We start from the raw sequence: 17,962 nt of genomic DNA, 5'->3' as shown, positions 1-17,962 counted from the left end.
GATCAGAGGTAGCCGTCAGCCCGCAGCAGGGTTTCCAGGCAATGTTCGCTGATGTGGTAGAAATCCTTCAATTCCTGAATCTTCACCAACAGCTGGGCCGGATCAACCGGCTCGGCACGTTTGACCGCCAGGATCATCTTGTTCTTGTTGGTGTGGTCCAGTGAGATGAACTCGAACACCTTGGTCTCGTAACCGCAGGCTTCCAGGAACAACGCGCGCAAACTGTCGGTGACCATTTCCGCTTGCTGGCCCAAATGCAGACCGTATTGCAGCATCGGCTTGAGCAGCGCCGGGCTCTGGATCTGCAGGCGGATCTGCTTGTGGCAGCACGGCGAGCACATGATGATCGAGGCGCCGGAACGAATACCGGTGTGGATCGCGTAGTCGGTGGCGATGTCGCAGGCATGCAGGGCGATCATCACGTCCAGCTCGCTCGGCGCCACGCTACGCACATCGCCGCACTTGAACACCAGCCCTGGATGCTCGAGCTTTTCGGCCGCGGCGTTGCACAAATCCACCATCTCTTCGCGCAACTCGACGCCGGTCACCACGCCTTCGGCCCTCAAGGTGTTGCGCAGATAGTCATGGATCGCGAACGTCAGGTAACCCTTGCCCGAGCCGAAATCCGCCACCTGAACCGGTTTGTCCAGCGCCAGCGGTGAGGTGGTCAGCGCATGGCTGAAGACTTCGATGAACTTGTTGATCTGCTTCCACTTGCGCGACATCGCCGGGATCAGCTCGTGCTTACTGTTCGTCACACCAAGGTCAGCCAGGAACGGCCGGCTCAGGTCGAGAAAGCGGTTCTTCTCGCGGTTATGCTCAGCGGACGGCACTTCACGCAATTGCTGAGGTTTGCTCTTGAACAGCGAAGACTTGCCCTTTTTGCTGTATTCCAGCTGAGCTTCATCCGTCAGCGACAGCAAATGCGCATTTTTGAACGATGCCGGCAAGAGTGCGGCGATGGTCGCTACGCCCTCGGCAATCGGCAAATTCTTGGTGATGTCGCGGGTTTTGTAGCGGTAAACGAAGGACAGGCAGGACTGATCCTTGACTGTCAGTTGCTTGATGATCAGCCGCTGCAAATCCACTTCAGTGCCGACGTATTTGGCCAGCACCAGTTTGATGAAGGCGTTATCGTCGAGGCTGGATTGCAGCAGGTCGATGAACTGGGCGTGGTGATCCGGCGCGAGGCTGGCGGGAGTGGCGGTGACAGACATGGGAAAAACGGCCTCGGGCGGTGCGGATCGGGGAATGGCGGGTATTTTAGGGGGGATGGGGGTTTGGGACACGCAGTTATTTACCGAACGGCTTGAAAACCACCCCTCACCCCAGCCCTCTCCCCAATGGGGAGAGGGGGAAAGGGAGCAGATCTCCGTGCTTTTCAACACCTGAGTTCGACTCGAAATTTCAGGTCGATGCAGCTCGAAAGTACCACTCGGTCGGCTCCCTCTCCCCTTTGGGGAGAGGGCTGGGGTGAGGGGCGGGATCTAAGTCGAACAAGAATCCAGAAGCCTACCCCAACACCACCAACCGATTCGGCAACTCATTCCTCACATGCGTCACCGGCACATGCACCTTGAGCAACTCGCCACACGCCTCCACACATGTCACAAACCCCTGCAACGTCTGCCCCTGCTTCACCTGCTGAGTAAACGCCGCAACAATTCCATCCCAGTTCTTGTTGTCCAGCCGTTTGGAAATCCCTTCATCCACCAGAATTTCCACATAGCGTTCAGCCTCGCAGACGAAAATCAGCATGCCGGTGCTGCCCACCGTGTGGTGCAGGTTCTGCTCCAGAAACTGCCGGCGCGCCAGGTTCGAGGCGCGCCAGTGACGCACCGAGCGCGGGATCAGGTGCGTGGTGATTTTTGGAATCCTGAACACCAGGCACAGCACGATGAACGTGATCCATTGCACCAGCAGCAAGCTGTGCATGGTCAGCCAGCCGGTCAGGTAATGCACGACACCCGGCACGACCAGCGCCAGCAGGCTGGCCCAGAGCAGCGGGATGTACGCATAGTCGTCGGCGCGGGCCGCGAGCACGGTCACCAGTTCGGCGTCGGTGTCGCGCTCGACCCGGGCAATCGCCTCGGCAACTTTGCGTTGTTCGTGTTCAGTCAGTAATGCCATGTTTAAGAATGCCCACTCGTTATTGTTATGTGATCACCAGCCGCCCGAGGAACCGCCTCCCCCGAAACTGCCCCCGCCGCCGCTGAAGCCCCCGCCTCCACCGCCACCACCAAAACCTCCACCGCCGAACCCGCCGCTCGAACCGCCTCGACCGCCGCCGCTGGGCAGGATCCCGAGCATCTGACAGACAAACATCGTCAGGATGAACAGCATCACCAGAAACACGAAGATCCCCGGATGCCGTGAGACGAAGTCGCTTTCCTGATTGCCGCCGGAGTCATACACCGTGGACGGCTCATCCAGCGGATTGCCGCCCAGCACCACAAGCATTGCCGCGACTCCGTCGCTGATGCCCTTGCTGAAGTTACCGGTCTTGAACGCCGGGGTGATCACCTGATTGATGATCACCGAGCTCTGCGCATCGGTCAGCCGATCTTCCAGGCCATAACCGACTTCAATCCGCAGCTTGCGATCATCGCGCGCGACGATCAGCAGCGCGCCGTTGTTCTTGTCCTTCTGGCCGATACCCCAGTAGCGCCCCAGTTGATAACCGAAGTCCGCAATGTCGGTACCCTGCAAATCCGGCAACGTCACCACCACCAGCTGCTCGCCGGTGGCTTTTTCATGGGCCTGAAGCTGTTGCGTCAGCTGCTCACGCACCGCAGGCTCGATCATCTGGGCGTTATCGACCACCCGCCCGGTCAGTTCCGGAAACTTCAACGCAGCCTGGGCCGTCAGGGCAAACACCCAGAGCAACAGCACCAGGCCAACTTTCAACACACGCATTGGCAACCTCATCCTTGGTGATGCTTCAAGCCCCTTGCGGCGCTTACTGGAACTTCACTTGAGGCGCTTTTTCCGCATCGGGGCTGGTGGCCTCGAAAGTTTCGCGGATCGGCAAATCGCTGTACATCACCGAGTGCCACAGGCGACCGGGGAAGGTACGCAGTTCCGTGTTGTATTTCTGCACGGCGAGGATGAAGTCCCGGCGCGCCACGGCAATGCGGTTCTCGGTGCCTTCAAGTTGCGATTGCAGGGCCAGGAAATTCTGGTTGGCCTTGAGGTCCGGGTAACGCTCGGACACCACCATCAAACGGCTCAAGGCACCGGTCAGTTGATCCTGGGCCTGCTGGAACTGTTTGAGTTTTTCCGGGTTATCCAGGGTTTTGGCATCGACCTGGATCGACGTGGCCTTGGCCCGGGCTTCAATCACGGCGGTCAGGGTTTCTTCTTCGTGCTTGGCGTAGCCCTTGACGGTTTCCACCAGGTTGGGAATCAGGTCGGCGCGGCGCTGGTACTGGTTCTGCACCTGGCCCCAGGCGGCCTTGGCCTGTTCGTCGAGTGTCGGAATCGTGTTGATGCCGCAGCCGGCCAGCAGTGTGGTCAGCAACATCAAGGCTGCGACTTGCAGGCTCGACCGATAGTGGTGTCGTACATTCATCTGGTTGATGCTCCCTTGCACATTCCGTTGAAAAACAACCTTCGAACTTTGAACCCGGCTCTTGGGGCATAATCTGCCGCCGCCACTGGATTGCATCGAGCCAATGGGCTAAAAGATGCGCCAGCACGAAAACACGCAGAAGTGTGCTGCATTTACCTGAACAACAATAGTCGCTCCCTAAATTTTGGCTGATCGGCGCGTATTCACTGCCGTTTAGGCTTTTGAGAAAACTATTCATGAAGAAGCTGTGTTTGCTGGGCCTGTTCGTCAGCCTGGCCAGTCATAACGTATTGGCCGCCACGACGCCCGCTCCTCTGGAAAACAAGGACGCGTTCATCAGCAACCTGATGAAGCAAATGACCCTCGATGAAAAGATCGGCCAGTTGCGCCTGATCAGCATCGGCCCGGAAATGCCTCGGGAGCTGATCCGCAAGGAAATCGCTGCCGGCAATATCGGTGGTACGTTCAACTCGATCACCCGCCCGGAAAACCGTCCGATGCAGGACGCGGCCATGCGCAGCCGGCTGAAGATCCCGATGTTCTTCGCCTATGACGTGATCCACGGCCACCGCACCATTTTCCCGATTCCGATAGCCTTGGCCTCGAGTTGGGACATGGACGCCATCGGCCTGTCCGGGCGCATCGCCGCCAAGGAAGCCGCGGCGGACAGCCTCGACATCACCTTCGCGCCGATGGTCGACATCTCCCGCGACCCGCGCTGGGGACGGACTTCCGAAGGCTTCGGTGAAGACACGTACCTGGTGTCGCGCATCGCCGGCGTGATGGTCAAAGCCTTCCAGGGCACCGGCGCGAACGCGGCCGACAGCATCATGGCCAGCGTCAAGCACTTTGCCCTGTACGGCGCGGTCGAGGGCGGTCGTGACTACAACGTCGTCGACATGAGCCCGGTCAAGATGTTCCAGGACTACCTGCCACCGTACCGTGCGGCTATCGACGCCGGTGCTGGCGGGGTAATGGTCGCGCTGAACTCGATCAACGGCGTGCCGGCCACCGCCAACACCTGGCTGATGAACGACCTGTTGCGCAAACAATGGGGCTTCAAGGGCCTGGCCGTCAGCGACCACGGGGCGATTTTCGAGTTGATCAAACACGGCGTTGCCCGTGACGGTCGCGAAGCCGCGAAGCTGGCGATCAAGGCTGGCATCGACATGAGCATGAACGACACCCTCTACGGCAAAGAGCTGCCGGGGCTGTTGAAGGCGGGTGAGATCCAGCAAAGCGACATCGACAACGCCGTGCGTGAAGTGCTCGCCGCCAAGTACGACATGGGCCTGTTCAAGGACCCGTACCTGCGCATCGGCAAGGCTGAGGATGATCCGGCCGACACGTACGCCGAAAGCCGCTTGCACCGCACCGAGGCCCGTGATGTCGCGCGTCGCAGCATGGTGTTGCTGAAGAACCAGGGCGAAACCCTGCCGCTGAAGAAAACCGCGAAAATCGCCCTGGTCGGCCCGCTGGCCAAGGCACCGATCGACATGATGGGCAGTTGGGCCGCCGCCGGTAAACCCGCGCAATCGGTGACCCTGTTCGACGGCATGACCACGGCACTGGGCGCGCAATCGACGCTGATCTACGCCCGTGGCGCCAACATCACCAGTGACAAGAAAGTCCTGGATTACCTGAACTTCCTCAACTTCGACGCACCGGAAGTGGTGGACGATCCGCGTTCGGCCCAAGTGCTGATCGACGAAGCGGTGAAAGCCGCCAAGGATGCCGATGTGGTGGTGGCAGCAGTGGGCGAATCCCGTGGCATGTCCCACGAATCGTCGAGCCGCACCGACCTGAACATCCCGGCCAACCAGCGCGACTTGATCAAGGCCCTGAAGGCCACCGGCAAACCGCTGGTGCTGGTGTTGATGAACGGCCGTCCGCTGTCGATTCTCGAAGAGAAGGAACAGGCTGACGCGATCCTGGAAACCTGGTTCAGCGGCACTGAAGGCGGCAACGCCATCGCCGACGTGCTGTTCGGCGACTACAACCCGTCGGGCAAATTGCCGATCACCTTCCCGCGCTCGGTGGGTCAGATTCCGACCTACTACAACCACCTGAGCATTGGCCGGCCGTTCACGCCGGGCAAACCGGGCAACTACACCTCGCAGTATTTCGATGACACTACCGGGCCGCTGTTCCCGTTTGGTTTCGGCCTGAGCTACACCAATTTCAGCCTGAGCGACATGGCGCTGTCGTCGACCACACTGAACAAAACCGGCAAGCTCGACGCCAGCGTCATGGTGAAAAACACCGGCAAACGTGACGGCGAAACCGTGGTGCAGTTGTACATCCAGGACGTGACCGGCTCGATGATCCGCCCGATCAAGGAACTGAAGAACTTCCAGAAAGTCATGCTCAAGGCTGGCGAACAGAAAGTCGTGCGCTTCACCATCACAGAGGATGACCTGAAGTTCTTCAATACACAGCTCAAGTTCGCTGCCGAACCGGGCAAGTTCAACGTGGAGATCGGCCTGGATTCACAGGACGTGACGCAGCAGAGCTTTGAACTGCTGTAATACCTGAAACACCGCAATAAAACTGTGGGAGCGAGCCTGCTCCGGGCGGCGTTCCGACGATGAGGCCATAACATTCAGCATCTTTGTAGAATGTTATGCCGCCATCGCGAGCAGGCTCACTCCCACAGTGGTTTCTGGTGTGACGACTATCCGCGTCGATCCAGCAGATTCACCACCAATCGATCCACCCATCCCCAAATCCTTTGCTTCACCCGCCGCCACAGCGGCCGGCGTTGCCATGCTTCCAGGCTGACTTCCTGGCTCTGCGCAAAGTCCCTCTCGAAACTTGCCGCCACCGCACGCGTCAGCCCCGGGTCCAGCGCCTCAAGGTTGGCTTCCAGGTTGAAGCGCAAATTCCAGTGATCGAAATTGCACGAGCCGATGCTCACCCAGTCGTCGATCAGGACCATTTTCAAGTGCAGGAAACACGGCTGGTATTCGAAGATCGTCACCCCGGCCTTGAGTAATCGCGGGTAGTAGCGATGCCCCGCATAACGTACCGACGGGTGATCGGTGCGCGGCCCGGTCAGCAGCAGACGCACATCAACACCTCGGGCGGCAGCCCGGCGCAGTGAGCGGCGGACTTTCCAGGTTGGCAGGAAATACGGCGTCGCCAGCCAGATCCGCTGCTGGCCGCTGTTCAGCGCGCGAGTCAATGATTGCAGGATGTCCCGGTGCTGGCGGGCGTCGGCATAGGCGACCCGGCCCATGCCCTCACCCACGGACGGCACGCGTGGCAGACGCGGCAAGCCGAAATGCGAAGCCGGTTTCCAGGCGCGCCGATGGCGGTTGGCAATCCATTGACGGTCGAACAGCAACTGCCAGTCGATGACCAAAGGACCGGTGATTTCCACCATCACTTCGTGCCATTCGCTGGTGTCTTCGCCCGGCGTCCAGAATTCATCGGTCACCCCGGTGCCGCCCACCACGGCCATGCTCTGATCGACCAGCAACAACTTGCGGTGATCGCGGTAGAAGTTGCCGACCCAGCGCCGCCAGCTCAGGCGATTGTAAAAACGCAGTTCCACGCCCGCCGCCATCAATCGCTGGCGCAAGGTCAGGGTGAACGCGAGGCTGCCGTAATCATCGAACAGGCAGCGCACGCGCACGCCACGTTCGGCAGCCTGGACCAACGCCTGAACCATCGCTTCGGCACAAGCGCCCGCCTCCACCAGGTACAGCTCCAGTTCGACCTGCTCTTCGGCGCGGGCAATCGCGACCAACATCCGTGGGAAAAACTGCGGACCGTCGATTAACAGTTCAAAACGGTTGCCTTCACGCCAGGGGAAAATTGCGCCGGCCATGTCAGCGCGCCGTGAAAATCAGTACCGCACCCACCGGCACCGACAGACTGATGGCCGACAAACCGGCGACCTTACGCAAACTTTCCAGACCGGGGGCCAGGTCGAAATCCGCGGCATTGATGATCAGCGGTTCGAGGGTCACCACCTGGAAGCGCCGGTCATCGAGACGAGTCGCCAGCAGTTCGGCGTTGTATTCGTGTTGTTTGCCATGAAGGTTGACGGTCAGCGGCAGGCGCAACTCAAGTTGCGCACCAGGCGCCAGATCGTTGATTGGCCGCAGATCGATCTGCGTGGTGATCAGCGCTTGGGGGAAAGTCTGGATTTCAAACAGGTCCTTGCGCATCCGTTCATCGCGCAGCGGGATGCCACTGTTGACCGAGTCCAGCTCGACTTCCACCTCGGCCAGGCCTTTGGGATCGACCTTGCCGTGCAGCACCAGAAAGCGCTGCACTTCGGAGATATTGGTGTTTTTGGTGCTGATGAACGACAGCCGCGAGGACTCGCCGTCCAGATACCAATCGGCGTGGGCCGACAGCGTGGCGCTGGCCAACAGCAGGAAGGCGAGTGTTTTGCAGAGGAAGCGGTTGAACATAGAGACTCGTGGGGCAGATAAACCTGCACGAACCTTAACCGCCCGTGGGCGCATTGCAAACCGCAAGATCAAAAGATCGCAGCCTTCGGCAGCTCCTACATCGACCGCGTGCAACCATGAAGTAGCGGGTGCCCCCCGTAGGAGCTGCCGAAGGCTGCGATCTTTTCAGGGCATCAACCGGCAGCCTTGGCGTTCGCTGATCCATTGCGCGCTGTTGTTGCGGCCCATTCCGCTGACGGTGACGCGTTTGCTGGCGGGGTCATCAGTAAAGCCGCTGGGCGGCAGCCACTGCTTCACATAGCTGTGGCAGTACTCGGCCGGGTTGTTCATCACGTAACGGCACGAACAATATTCCTTGGCGGTATAGCCGCTGATGATGTCCGGGAATGCCCACAGCGCCACGCGCTCTTGCCAGATCCAGCCGAGCAAGGCGATCAACAGGATCAACAACAGCGTGCTGAACGGTCGGCGACGAACAAAGCTGCGACGCTTCATGGCTGCACCTTCGCGGCAAATGCCCGGAGCGCGAGTTTGAGCAAATCGTTGTGCCGGTAGCTGCCATCGCGGTCATCGCCGTAGCGCACGATCACCAGGTTTTCGCCGGGAATCACGTACATCGCCTGCCCCCAATGACCCAGTGCGGCGAAAGTGTCGGCGGGTGCATCGGGCCATGGTTTTGCGGCGCCTTCCACCACGCGGTTAAGCCACCAATGGCCGCCGGGCACGGCGTCGTCCTGATTGGCTTGATAGTGAGCGAAAGGTTCGCGGTTGAACGTGACCCAGTCTCTGGGCAGCAATTGCCGCTCGCCCCAGCGGCCGTCGCGGGCCATCAGCAGACCAATTCGCGCGAGGTCCCGGGCGGTGAGATAGGCGTAGGACGAAGCGACGAAGGTTCCCGTGGCATCGCTTTCCCAGACAGCGTGGCGAATCCCCAAAGGCTCGAACAACGCAGTCCATGGATAGTCTGGATAGCGGGTCGGGCCGACGATGGTTTTCAGTGCAGCGGATAACAAATTGCTGTCACCGCTGGAGTAACGGAATGCCTGACCGGGTTTGGCGTATTCAGCGTGATCGGCGGTGAATGCGGCCATGTCCGGGTGACCACGGGTGTAGAGCATCGCGACCACCGAGGATTTCAACGGCGCGTATTCATAGTCTTCCTGCCAGTCCAGGCCCGAGGCCCAATGCAGCAGGTCGGCCATGGTCATCGTCGGGTGTTTTTCCAGCGGTGGATAAAATGTCTGCACCGGGTCCTGGAGCTTGAACAGGCCTTCGCCATAGGCCACGCCGAGGACCGTGGCCATCAGGCTTTTGCTGATGGACCAGGTCAGGTGCGGGGTGTCGGCGGTGGTCGGACCGGCGTAGCGTTCGTAGATCAGTTGACCGTCGCGGATCACCAGCAAGGCGTCGGTGCGGATGCCTTTTCGGGTGGCCTCATCACGGGGTGGGAAGGCGTAAGCCTCCAGCGCTTGAAGCGCCGGCCCGCTGACTGTCGGACCGGTTGACCATTGCTCGGCAGGCCAATATTCGGCGTGGGCCGTGAGGCTGAGCAACAGCCCTACAATCAGGGACAAGCCTTTGAACATGGTGGGGGCTCGGAAGGATGGACCTGCTGAGCCTAGTCGCGGTTGATGACAGTTTTGAAATTTGCGGCGCCCATGAGGCCGCCATCGCGGGCAAGCCTTGCTCCTACAAGGACCGTGCAATACCTGTAGGAGCAAGGCTTGCCCGCGATGAGGCCCGTCAGATCGCCGCCAACGCCTTGGCCAACCGCTTCCCCCGCGCCCCCGCCGCCAAATCCATCACGCCCTGATCACGCTGCCACATCGCCGCCCAATGCGGCGGGCCATCGGCCAGTGCCTGAGTCACCTCAGCCTTGAGCCCATCGAACTGCGCAAACAAGCCTCCGAGTAACACATGCCCGGACGGATTATTCGGCGCCTGCCGGCTGACTTCCGCGCACCCGGCCAGCAGCGCCAGCAAACGCAGTTGCAAGGCTTGCGGCCAGTCGCTGTCCTGACCGATGCCGTACAGCCAGGCGGTCATGGCGCTCAGAACGTAAATGTCCTCAAGGGTGCGGAACGGTTTGATGTAAGCCTCCCAGCCATCCCCCGCCAACAGTTCGCACTGAGCGTTATCGAGAAGCAATCGACCATGGCTGATGTCTGGCATCAACGGGATCGCCGGTAACTTTTCCAGACGCACGCCGGGTTCATCGGGATAGACCACCGCCAGACTCAGGCGCGGTTTTTCCTCGGGAGCTTCACTGCGAGCAGCGATCAGCAGCCAATCGGCAGCATCGCCTGCGGTGACAAAATCCTTGCGCCCGCTCAGGCGCAAATCGTGCAGACGGGTCTGCATGTCCGCCACCCGCAGGCTGCGCTGTTCGGTCGCGCACAACGCGCCGAGGCTCAGCGGCGCGCTCGGCCAGAGCATGCGCAACGCCGCCTGATAGCCCACCAGAAACGCCAGCCCCGGCGTCGACATCAAACGCCCGCCGGCCACCGCCAGTTCGAACGGCGTGACGTTACCCAACTGGTGCAACAAGGTCGCGAAACCCTCGCCCAGGTCCGGGTTGGCGGGCAGACGTTCGCAGCGGCGCAGCAGGTTTTGCCAGGGCATAGGAGGCTCCTCAAAGGCTGTCATATAAGCATCACCAAAGCTTCATGGCGATGACACCGGGGCTACATAGCCTGACTTTGCACAACACGGCTGCATAAAGAAAGTCGATCGGCTGCAACCCAAGACGGGTGACCGGCCCGTACGGAGATTCGCAATGACTCAGATCGCCCGCATCAGCGACACCGGCAATGAACGCCGCCTGCAAGCCGAACGCCTGGTGGGCGCAGAGGCCTTGCAGGAAGCCCAGGCCTTGCGCTTCAACGTGTTCAGCGGCGAATTCAACGCCAAGCTGAAAGGCGCGGAGCTGGGTCTGGACATGGATGATTATGATGTTCACTGCGCCCACATCGGCGTGCGTGACTTGAACACCGGGCGACTGGTGGCGACTACCCGATTGCTCGACCACACCGCCGCCAGCAGCCTGGGCAAGTTCTACAGCGAAGAAGAATTCAGCCTGCATGGCCTGGTCCATCTCAAAGGCCCGATCCTGGAAATCGGCCGCACTTGCGTCGACCCGGCCTACCGTAACGGCGGCACCATCGCCGTACTCTGGGGCGAACTGGCCGAAGTGCTGAACCAGGGCGGCTACAGCTATTTGATGGGTTGCGCGAGCATCCCGATGCAGGACGGCGGCATCCAGGCCCACGCGATCATGCAGCGCTTGCGCGAACGTTATCTGTGCACGGAACACCTGCGGGCCGAACCGAAAAAACCGCTGCCGAGCCTCGACATCCCGTCCAACGTCATCGCCGAAATGCCACCGCTGCTCAAGGCCTACATGCGCCTTGGCGCGAAGATCTGCGGCGAGCCGTGCTGGGACGAAGATTTCCAGGTCGCCGACGTGTTCATCCTGCTCAAGCGCGACGAGCTCTGCCCGCGTTATGCCAAGCACTTCAAGGCGGCCGTGTGATGAGTCGGTTACGGGTGTACGCGCGGATTGCGCGAGTGTTGGTGGTGGTGGCGCTGGGGTTGAGCATGGCCAGTGTGTTCGGGCTGTTCGAACGCCTGGGGATTGCTCATTCGATGGTCCGTCGCCAGCGCTGGTCGCGATTTTTCATGGCACGCCTGAGCAATGCCCTGCCCTTTCGCGTGACCGTGCACGGTGAATTGCCGAAGGCGCCGATGCTCTGGGTCAGCAATCATGTGTCCTGGACCGACATTCCGCTGCTGGGCATGCTCACGCCACTGTCGTTCCTGTCCAAGGCCGAAGTGCGCACCTGGCCGGTGGCGGGCTGGTTGGCGGCCAAGGCTGGCAGCCTGTTCATTCGCCGAGGGTCGGGCGACAGCCAGTTGATCCGCAAACAAATGACCCGTCATCTGGAGCAGGAACATCCACTGCTGATGTTCCCGGAAGGCACCACCACCGATGGCCGTTCGTTGCGCACTTTCCACGGTCGATTGCTGTCTGCGGCGATCGACTCCGAAGTGAAGTTGCAGCCGGTGGCGATTCGTTATCTGCGCGACGGGAAGCTCGATTCGCTGGCGCCGTTCATTGGCGATGATGATTTGCTCTCGCACTTGATGCGCTTGTTTGCAAATGATCGGGGGGACGTGGAGATTCATTTGCTCAAGCCGATCGCATGTGAAGGTCGCGAGCGTGCGGCATTGGCGTTTGAAGCGCAGCAGGCGGTGCAGAAGGCGTTGTTTGGCGAAGTGGAAAAACCGGCGGAACCCCAACATGCCGGCGAACTCATCGCCGCATAACCCCCGCTTTTCTGTAGGAGCAAAGCTTGCTCGCGATAGGATCACCGCGGTTTAACGGATGACCGCGTTATCGTTTATCGCGAGCAAGCTTTGCTCCTACAGGGATGGGTGTCAGCGGTTTTTGGCGAAGTCCTGAAGCTGTGGATAGAACAATCTGAAGTCATCGCTCAACGGTTCATACAACACTCGCAATTCCTGCATCGCTGCGGCCAGCTCCTCCGGCCGCGTCAGCCTCCGCGAAATCCCCCGCAGCACCTGCTCCAACACCGCAAACTCCCGGTAAGAACCCAACCAGTCATTGGCGACCATATGCGGCGCGATCTGCGCCAGACGTTCCGGCAATTGCGCCTCGGCGCACAGCACCCGGTACACACCCGAAGTGAATTGCTCCAGCGGCTGGTCGGCGTACAGCGTCCAGTCCCGGGCCAGGCAATGGTCGAAAAACACGTCGAGCACAATCCCGGCGTAACGCCTGCGGGTCATGGAAAACCGTGACAACGAAACGTCCACCAACGGATGGCGGTCGGTAAAGACATCGATGCTGCGATGCAGCTGGATGGCCGCTTCGATCTCCGGATCGAACTGCCCTTGCAGCCGCCCTTTGACGAAATCGCCATACAGACTGCCGAGCAATTGACCGGGGCGCTGGCCACCGAGGTGCAGATGTGCGAGATAGTTCATGGGCGCAGCTTAGCACTGCGCCTTAGTATCGTTACACTCAACATATCGTTATAACTCGATATACCGAATTATGCGGTCGTCAGACCAAAATCATATTTGTATATCGCGAAATACCGATTTAAAGTTCGCCTCATCGCGATATAGCGTTTTACTCATCACGAGCCCAACACCATGACCATCAATCTCGACGAAATAATAAAAGCCCTGGCACACCCAGTACGGCGAGAAATCCTGCACTGGCTCAAAGACCCGACCGTCGAATTCCCCGATCAGTCTCACAGCAACGAGCACGGCGTCTGCGCCGGGCAGATCGATCAGCGTTGCGGTTTGTCGCAGTCCACGGTGTCTGCACACCTGGCAACCCTGCAACGCGCCGGCCTGATCAGCAGCCGCAAAGTCGGCCAGTGGCATTTTTTCAAACGCAATGAGGAAACCATTCAGGAATTCCTCAAGACCTTCAGCAAAGAGCTCTGACCCTTAACGTCAGCAAGCCGACAAGGAATCAACAATGCCCCTCTCGCTACTCATTCTGGCCTTGAGCGCCTTCGCCATCGGCACCACCGAGTTCGTCATCATGGGCTTGCTGCCCGATGTGGCGGCGGACCTCGGTGTGTCGATTCCCGGCGCCGGCTGGCTGGTGACCGGTTACGCCCTGGGCGTGGCCATCGGTGCGCCGTTCATGGCACTGGCCACCTCCAGATTGCCGCGCAAGGCCGCGCTGGTAGCGTTGATGGGGATTTTCATCGTCGGCAACCTGCTTTGTGCAATGGCCACTGACTACAACGTGCTGATGTTTGCCCGTGTGGTCACCGCCCTCTGCCATGGTGCGTTCTTCGGTATCGGTTCGGTGGTGGCGGCAGGTCTGGTGCCAGCGAACAAGCGCGCTTCGGCCGTGGCATTGATGTTCACCGGCCTGACCCTGGCCAACGTACTCGGCGTTCCGCTGGGTACCGCGCTCGGCCAGGAAGCGGGCTGGCGTTCGACCTTCTGGGCGGTGACCGTAATTGGTGTGATCGCGTTGATCGGCCTGATCCGCTTCCTGCCGGCCAAGCGCGATGAAGAGAAACTCGACATGCGCGCCGAACTGCGCGCCCTCAAAGGCGCCGGGATCTGGCTGTCGTTGAGCATGACCGCGTTGTTCGCAGCTTCGGTATTCACCCTGTTCACCTACGTCGCCCCGCTGCTCGGCGATGTCACCGGCGTCTCGCCCAAAGGCGTGACCTGGACCCTGATGCTCATCGGCCTGGGCCTGACGGTCGGCAACATCATCGGCGGCAAGCTGGCTGACAAAGGCATGGCCGCAACGTTGATCGGCGTCTTTATCTCGATGGCCGTGATCTCGACCGTGCTGACCTGGACCAGCGTTGCACTGATTCCGACCGAAATCACCCTGTTCCTCTGGGCCACCGCGTGCTTTGCCGCCGTGCCCGCCCTGCAAGTGAACGTGGTGACCTACGGCAAGGCCGCACCGAACCTGGTGTCGACCCTGAACATCGGCGCTTTCAATATCGGCAACGCACTGGGTGCCTGGGTCGGTGGCAGCGTCATCGCCCACGGCTTCGGCTTGACCAGCGTTCCTCTCGCGGCAGCAGCATTGGCGGTACTCGCCCTGCTGGTGACCCTGATTACCTTCCGTCAGAGCGGCAATCCCGAACTGGCCCCTGCTACCAACTGATCTCTACAAGAGAGCTATTTCATGACGACTATTTTCGATCCAATCAAACTGGGCGACCTCGAGTTGGCCAACCGCATCATCATGGCGCCGCTGACCCGCTGCCGCGCCGACGAAGGCCGCGTGCCAAACGCGCTGATGGCCGAGTACTACGTACAACGCGCCTCGGCCGGCCTGATCCTCAGCGAGGCCACTTCGGTCACGCCGATGGGCGTCGGCTACCCGGACACCCCGGGTATCTGGTCCAACGATCAAGTGCGTGGCTGGGCCAATGTGACCAAAGCTATCCACGGCGCGGGCGGCAAGATTTTCCTGCAACTGTGGCACGTCGGCCGTATTTCCCACGGGTCGTACCTGGACGATGAAGTGCCGGTCGCACCAAGCGCCATACAGCCAAAAGGCCATGTCAGCCTGGTTCGCCCACTGGCCGACTTCCCAACCCCACGCGCCCTGGAAACCGCTGAAATCGCCGACATCGTCGACGCCTACCGCGTCGGTGCCGAGAACGCCAAGGCGGCCGGTTTCGACGGTGTAGAAATCCATGGTGCCAACGGTTACCTGCTCGACCAGTTCCTGCAAAGCAGCACCAACCAGCGCACTGACAACTACGGCGGTTCCGTGGAAAATCGTGCTCGCCTGTTGCTGGAAGTGACCGATGCCGCGATCGAAGTCTGGGGCGCGGGCCGCGTGGGTGTGCACCTGTCACCCCGTGCCGACCTCCATGACATGGGCGACGACAACCTGTCCGAGACCTTCACTTACGTCGCTCGCGAACTGGGCAAACGTGGCATCGCCTTCATCTGCTCCCGCGAGAAAGAAGATGGCGACAGCCTGGGTCCACAATTGAAAGAAGCGTTCGGCGGCCCGTACATCGTCAACGAACGCTTCACCAAAGACAGCGCCAACGCCTGGCTCGCCAGCGGCAAGGCCGATGCGGTGGCCTTCGGCGTGCCATTCATTGCCAACCCGGACCTGCCGGCACGCTTGAAGGCCGATGCGCCGTTGAATGAGCCACGTCCTGAGCTGTTTTACTCCAAGGGCGCGGTGGGCTACATCGACTACCCGGTGTTGTAAGCCTCTCCCCTTGAAACGCAAAAGCCCCGACTCGAAAGAGCCGGGGCTTTTTTTGCAACCGTGTTACTCACAAAATCCCTACAAATCAGGTAGCTCACTACCTATCAACCTGGCGAGGGTCCGTATATAAAAGCACCCCCATTAGGTATTTAGTTTCATTTGCGCAGGCTGGGACTCAAGCGCAGCATGTCCAACCCAGTATCAACCAAACGCTCAGCATCGATATGCAGTTGAAAGCTGTCGGGCGCCAACAGCCACTGATACAGAATGCCATCGATATACGCATGAATGCTGATGGCCGCTCGCGCAGTGTCGAGGTCTTCCGGTAACTGTCCCCGATTGACCGCATTACTCAGCGCCAGGGCAATTCGCACATTGCAATCAAGGCTGACCTCTCGACGCTGCTGGCGCAGGTCGCACATTTCATCGGTGAATTCGCACTTATGAAACAGAATCTCATTGATGCGTCGGGTTTTCGGATCCATGGCAACTTGATGAAACAAATGAATCAGCAGTTTGCGCATGCAGCCCAAGGGGTCGAGTTCATCTTCGCTTTCACTGGCCTTGGCCATTTCATCCAGCGGCTCATGCAAGGTATCAAGCATGGCCTGCACCAGATCCGCCTTGTTGCTGAAATGCCAATAGATGGCCCCGCGAGTGACCCCGGCCAGGGTAGCGATATCCGCCAGTGTCGTGCGCGCCACGCCCCTTTCGTAAAAGGCCTTTTCTGCCGCTTCCAGTATCTGGCTGCGGGTTTCTTGAGCTTCCTCTTTGGTGCGACGGACCATGACAGTACAACCTCAATCAGGATGCTTCAGCGATGTCTGAACATCCGCTGAATAAAAGTGGGGCGATCGCTCTCAGGCGTCGTCCCCGGCCTACAATTCGAACCCTTGAACGGCTTTTGTAACGGTGTGGATACGCGGCCAAGGTATTTACAAACAACCATGAACGTAAGTATATTCCTTAGCAAGCTACTTATCCACTCAGCGCACATTTTTTACTTTTCCACCTTTCGAGTGCGCAATTTGCGCGCCTGACCCGAGGATTTTCATGCAATTCAAGCCAGCTGTTACCGCTCTGGTCACCGCCCTCGCCTTGGCATCGCTGCTCAGCGGATGCAAAAAGGAAGAGGCGGCACCTGCCGCACCACCCCCTCAGGTCGGCGTCGTTACTCTGCAACCTCAAGCCTTTACCCTGACCTCCGAGCTTCCGGGCCGTACCAGCGCGTACCGCATCGCCGAAGTTCGCCCTCAGGTCAACGGCATCATTCTCAAGCGCCTGTTCAAGGAAGGCGGCGACGTCAAGGCCGGCCAGCAGCTGTATCAGATTGATCCGGCGGTGTATGACGCCACCCTGAAAAGCGCCGAAGCCAACCTGCAACAGACCAAATCGATTTCCGACCGCTACAAGCAGTTGGTCAGCGAACAGGCTGTGAGCCGTCAGGAATACGACACGGCCCTGGCCAACCGGTTGCAATCGGAAGCCGCCCTGCAAAGCGCCCAGATCAATGTGCGTTACACCAAGGTTTACGCGCCACTCTCCGGCCGCATCGGCCGCTCCACCGTGACTGAAGGCGCGCTGGTCACCAGCGGCCAGGTCGAAGCGATGGCGGTGATTCAGCAACTCGACCCGATCTACGTCGACGTGACCCAGTCTTCGGTAGAGCTGCTGGAACTGCGCCGCGAACTGGAAAGCGGTCGTCTGCAAAAATCTGGCGACAACGCGGCCGCGGTCAAGCTGACCCTCGAAGACGGCAGCCAGTACAAACAGGAAGGCAAACTCGAGTTCTCGGAAGTCTCGGTGGACCAGACCACCGGTTCCGTGACCTTGCGTGCGGTATTCCCGAACCCTGACCACACCCTGCTACCAGGCATGTTTGTACACGCCCAATTGCAGGCCGGTGTGAACAGCGCGGCGATCCTCGCCCCGCAACAAGGCGTGACCCGTGATCTCAAAGGCACCCCGACCGCGCTGGTCGTCGGCCCGGACAACAAGGTCGAATTGCGTCACCTCAAGGCCAGCCGCACCGTCGGCAACCAATGGCTGATCGAAGACGGCCTGAAGGCCGGCGACCGCCTGATTACCGAAGGACTGCAATTCGTTAAACCTGGCGTCGAAGTGAAGGCCAGTGAAGCGACTAACGTTGGCGCAAAGAACCCGGCACCCGCACAGGTAGCTAACAAGGCTTCCAGCGGCAAAGGGGAGTAAACC

At 60.0% G+C, this 17,962-nt stretch carries 18 protein-coding genes; 7 read left to right on the top strand and 11 right to left on the bottom strand.

All coding sequences use genetic code 11. The features are described 5' to 3' along the window. Positions 1-2: 2 nt before the first annotated feature. The 4 genes from PMI27_RS07300 to PMI27_RS07315 form a co-directional block, all read right to left on the bottom strand. Entirely contained in the window at positions 3-1,217 is a 1,215-nt protein-coding gene (locus PMI27_RS07300) for a class I SAM-dependent methyltransferase (RefSeq protein ID WP_008152945.1), read from the bottom strand. Positions 1,218-1,512: 295 nt separating this feature from the next. Next, positions 1,513-2,130, bottom strand: a complete 618-nt coding sequence (locus tag PMI27_RS07305) for a TPM domain-containing protein (protein ID WP_008152943.1) — start codon at positions 2,128-2,130, stop codon at positions 1,513-1,515. 33 nt (positions 2,131-2,163) lie between these two features. Further along, a complete protein-coding gene (locus tag PMI27_RS07310) occupies positions 2,164-2,916 on the bottom strand; it encodes a TPM domain-containing protein (protein WP_008152941.1) in 753 nt (250 codons plus the stop codon). Positions 2,917-2,959: 43 nt separating this feature from the next. Then, entirely contained in the window at positions 2,960-3,571 is a 612-nt protein-coding gene (locus tag PMI27_RS07315; RefSeq protein WP_008152939.1) for a LemA family protein, read from the bottom strand. 236 nt (positions 3,572-3,807) lie between these two features. On the opposite strand from PMI27_RS07315, the gene bglX reads away from it, so the two are divergent. After that, positions 3,808-6,099, top strand: coding sequence for a beta-glucosidase BglX (bglX, locus tag PMI27_RS07320; protein WP_008152935.1), 2,292 nt, complete (start codon positions 3,808-3,810; stop codon positions 6,097-6,099). 146 nt (positions 6,100-6,245) lie between these two features. Here the strand turns inward: bglX and PMI27_RS07325 are convergent, their stop codons facing one another. The 5 genes from PMI27_RS07325 to PMI27_RS07345 form a co-directional block, all read right to left on the bottom strand. Beyond that, positions 6,246-7,403: a phospholipase D-like domain-containing protein gene (locus PMI27_RS07325; RefSeq protein ID WP_008152933.1), complete on the bottom strand. Its 1,158-nt coding sequence runs from the start codon at positions 7,401-7,403 to the stop codon at positions 6,246-6,248. A 1-nt stretch (position 7,404) separates the two neighbouring features. Beyond that, the gene (locus PMI27_RS07330) at positions 7,405-7,995 is read right to left on the bottom strand and encodes a YceI family protein (protein ID WP_008152931.1); all 591 of its coding nucleotides are present in this window, start codon (positions 7,993-7,995) and stop codon (positions 7,405-7,407) included. Positions 7,996-8,160: 165 nt separating this feature from the next. Further along, positions 8,161-8,490: a hypothetical protein gene (locus PMI27_RS07335; RefSeq protein ID WP_008152929.1), complete on the bottom strand. Its 330-nt coding sequence runs from the start codon at positions 8,488-8,490 to the stop codon at positions 8,161-8,163. Beyond that, positions 8,487-9,581, bottom strand: a complete 1,095-nt coding sequence (locus tag PMI27_RS07340; RefSeq protein ID WP_008152927.1) for a serine hydrolase domain-containing protein — start codon at positions 9,579-9,581, stop codon at positions 8,487-8,489. The genes PMI27_RS07335 and PMI27_RS07340 overlap by 4 nt, the downstream gene beginning before the upstream one ends. A 157-nt stretch (positions 9,582-9,738) precedes the next feature. Then, complete coding sequence (locus PMI27_RS07345; protein ID WP_008152923.1) at positions 9,739-10,617, bottom strand: acyl-CoA dehydrogenase family protein; 879 nt, start codon at positions 10,615-10,617, stop codon at positions 9,739-9,741. A gap of 154 nt (positions 10,618-10,771) precedes the next feature. On the opposite strand from PMI27_RS07345, the gene olsB reads away from it, so the two are divergent. Further along, positions 10,772-11,527, top strand: a complete 756-nt coding sequence (gene olsB, locus PMI27_RS07350) for an L-ornithine N(alpha)-acyltransferase (RefSeq protein ID WP_008152922.1) — start codon at positions 10,772-10,774, stop codon at positions 11,525-11,527. Then, entirely contained in the window at positions 11,527-12,321 is a 795-nt protein-coding gene (locus PMI27_RS07355) for a lysophospholipid acyltransferase family protein (protein WP_008152921.1), read from the top strand. The genes olsB and PMI27_RS07355 overlap by 1 nt, the downstream gene beginning before the upstream one ends. A 111-nt stretch (positions 12,322-12,432) precedes the next feature. Here the strand turns inward: PMI27_RS07355 and PMI27_RS07360 are convergent, their stop codons facing one another. After that, positions 12,433-13,002 (bottom strand): acyl carrier protein phosphodiesterase, encoded by a 570-nt coding sequence (locus tag PMI27_RS07360; protein ID WP_008152918.1) that lies wholly within the window; start codon positions 13,000-13,002, stop codon positions 12,433-12,435. 171 nt (positions 13,003-13,173) lie between these two features. Between PMI27_RS07360 and PMI27_RS07365 the strand changes: the two genes are divergently transcribed. The 3 genes from PMI27_RS07365 to PMI27_RS07375 are packed head-to-tail and all read left to right on the top strand — an operon-like array spanning position 13,174 to position 15,748. Further along, positions 13,174-13,476, top strand: coding sequence for an ArsR/SmtB family transcription factor (locus PMI27_RS07365; protein WP_007983055.1), 303 nt, complete (start codon positions 13,174-13,176; stop codon positions 13,474-13,476). Positions 13,477-13,510: 34 nt separating this feature from the next. Then, on the top strand, positions 13,511-14,677 hold the full coding sequence (locus PMI27_RS07370) for an MFS transporter (protein ID WP_008152916.1): 1,167 nt from the start codon (positions 13,511-13,513) through the stop codon (positions 14,675-14,677). Between the two features lie 21 nt (positions 14,678-14,698). Then, on the top strand, positions 14,699-15,748 hold the full coding sequence (locus tag PMI27_RS07375; protein WP_008152914.1) for an alkene reductase: 1,050 nt from the start codon (positions 14,699-14,701) through the stop codon (positions 15,746-15,748). Positions 15,749-15,903: 155 nt separating this feature from the next. Here PMI27_RS07375 and emhR read toward each other — a convergent pair whose 3' ends face one another. After that, complete coding sequence (emhR, locus tag PMI27_RS07380) at positions 15,904-16,536, bottom strand: efflux system transcriptional repressor EmhR (protein ID WP_008152912.1); 633 nt, start codon at positions 16,534-16,536, stop codon at positions 15,904-15,906. Between the two features lie 265 nt (positions 16,537-16,801). Here emhR and PMI27_RS07385 point away from each other — a divergent pair, with 265 nt between their 5' ends. Further along, positions 16,802-17,959, top strand: coding sequence for an efflux RND transporter periplasmic adaptor subunit (locus PMI27_RS07385; protein ID WP_008152910.1), 1,158 nt, complete (start codon positions 16,802-16,804; stop codon positions 17,957-17,959). Positions 17,960-17,962: the final 3 nt, after the last annotated feature.

The organism is Pseudomonas sp. GM41(2012), assembly GCF_000282315.2.
Taxonomy (GTDB): Bacteria; Pseudomonadota; Gammaproteobacteria; order Pseudomonadales; family Pseudomonadaceae; genus Aquipseudomonas.
This window is presented reverse-complemented; position numbering and strand designations above follow the sequence as displayed.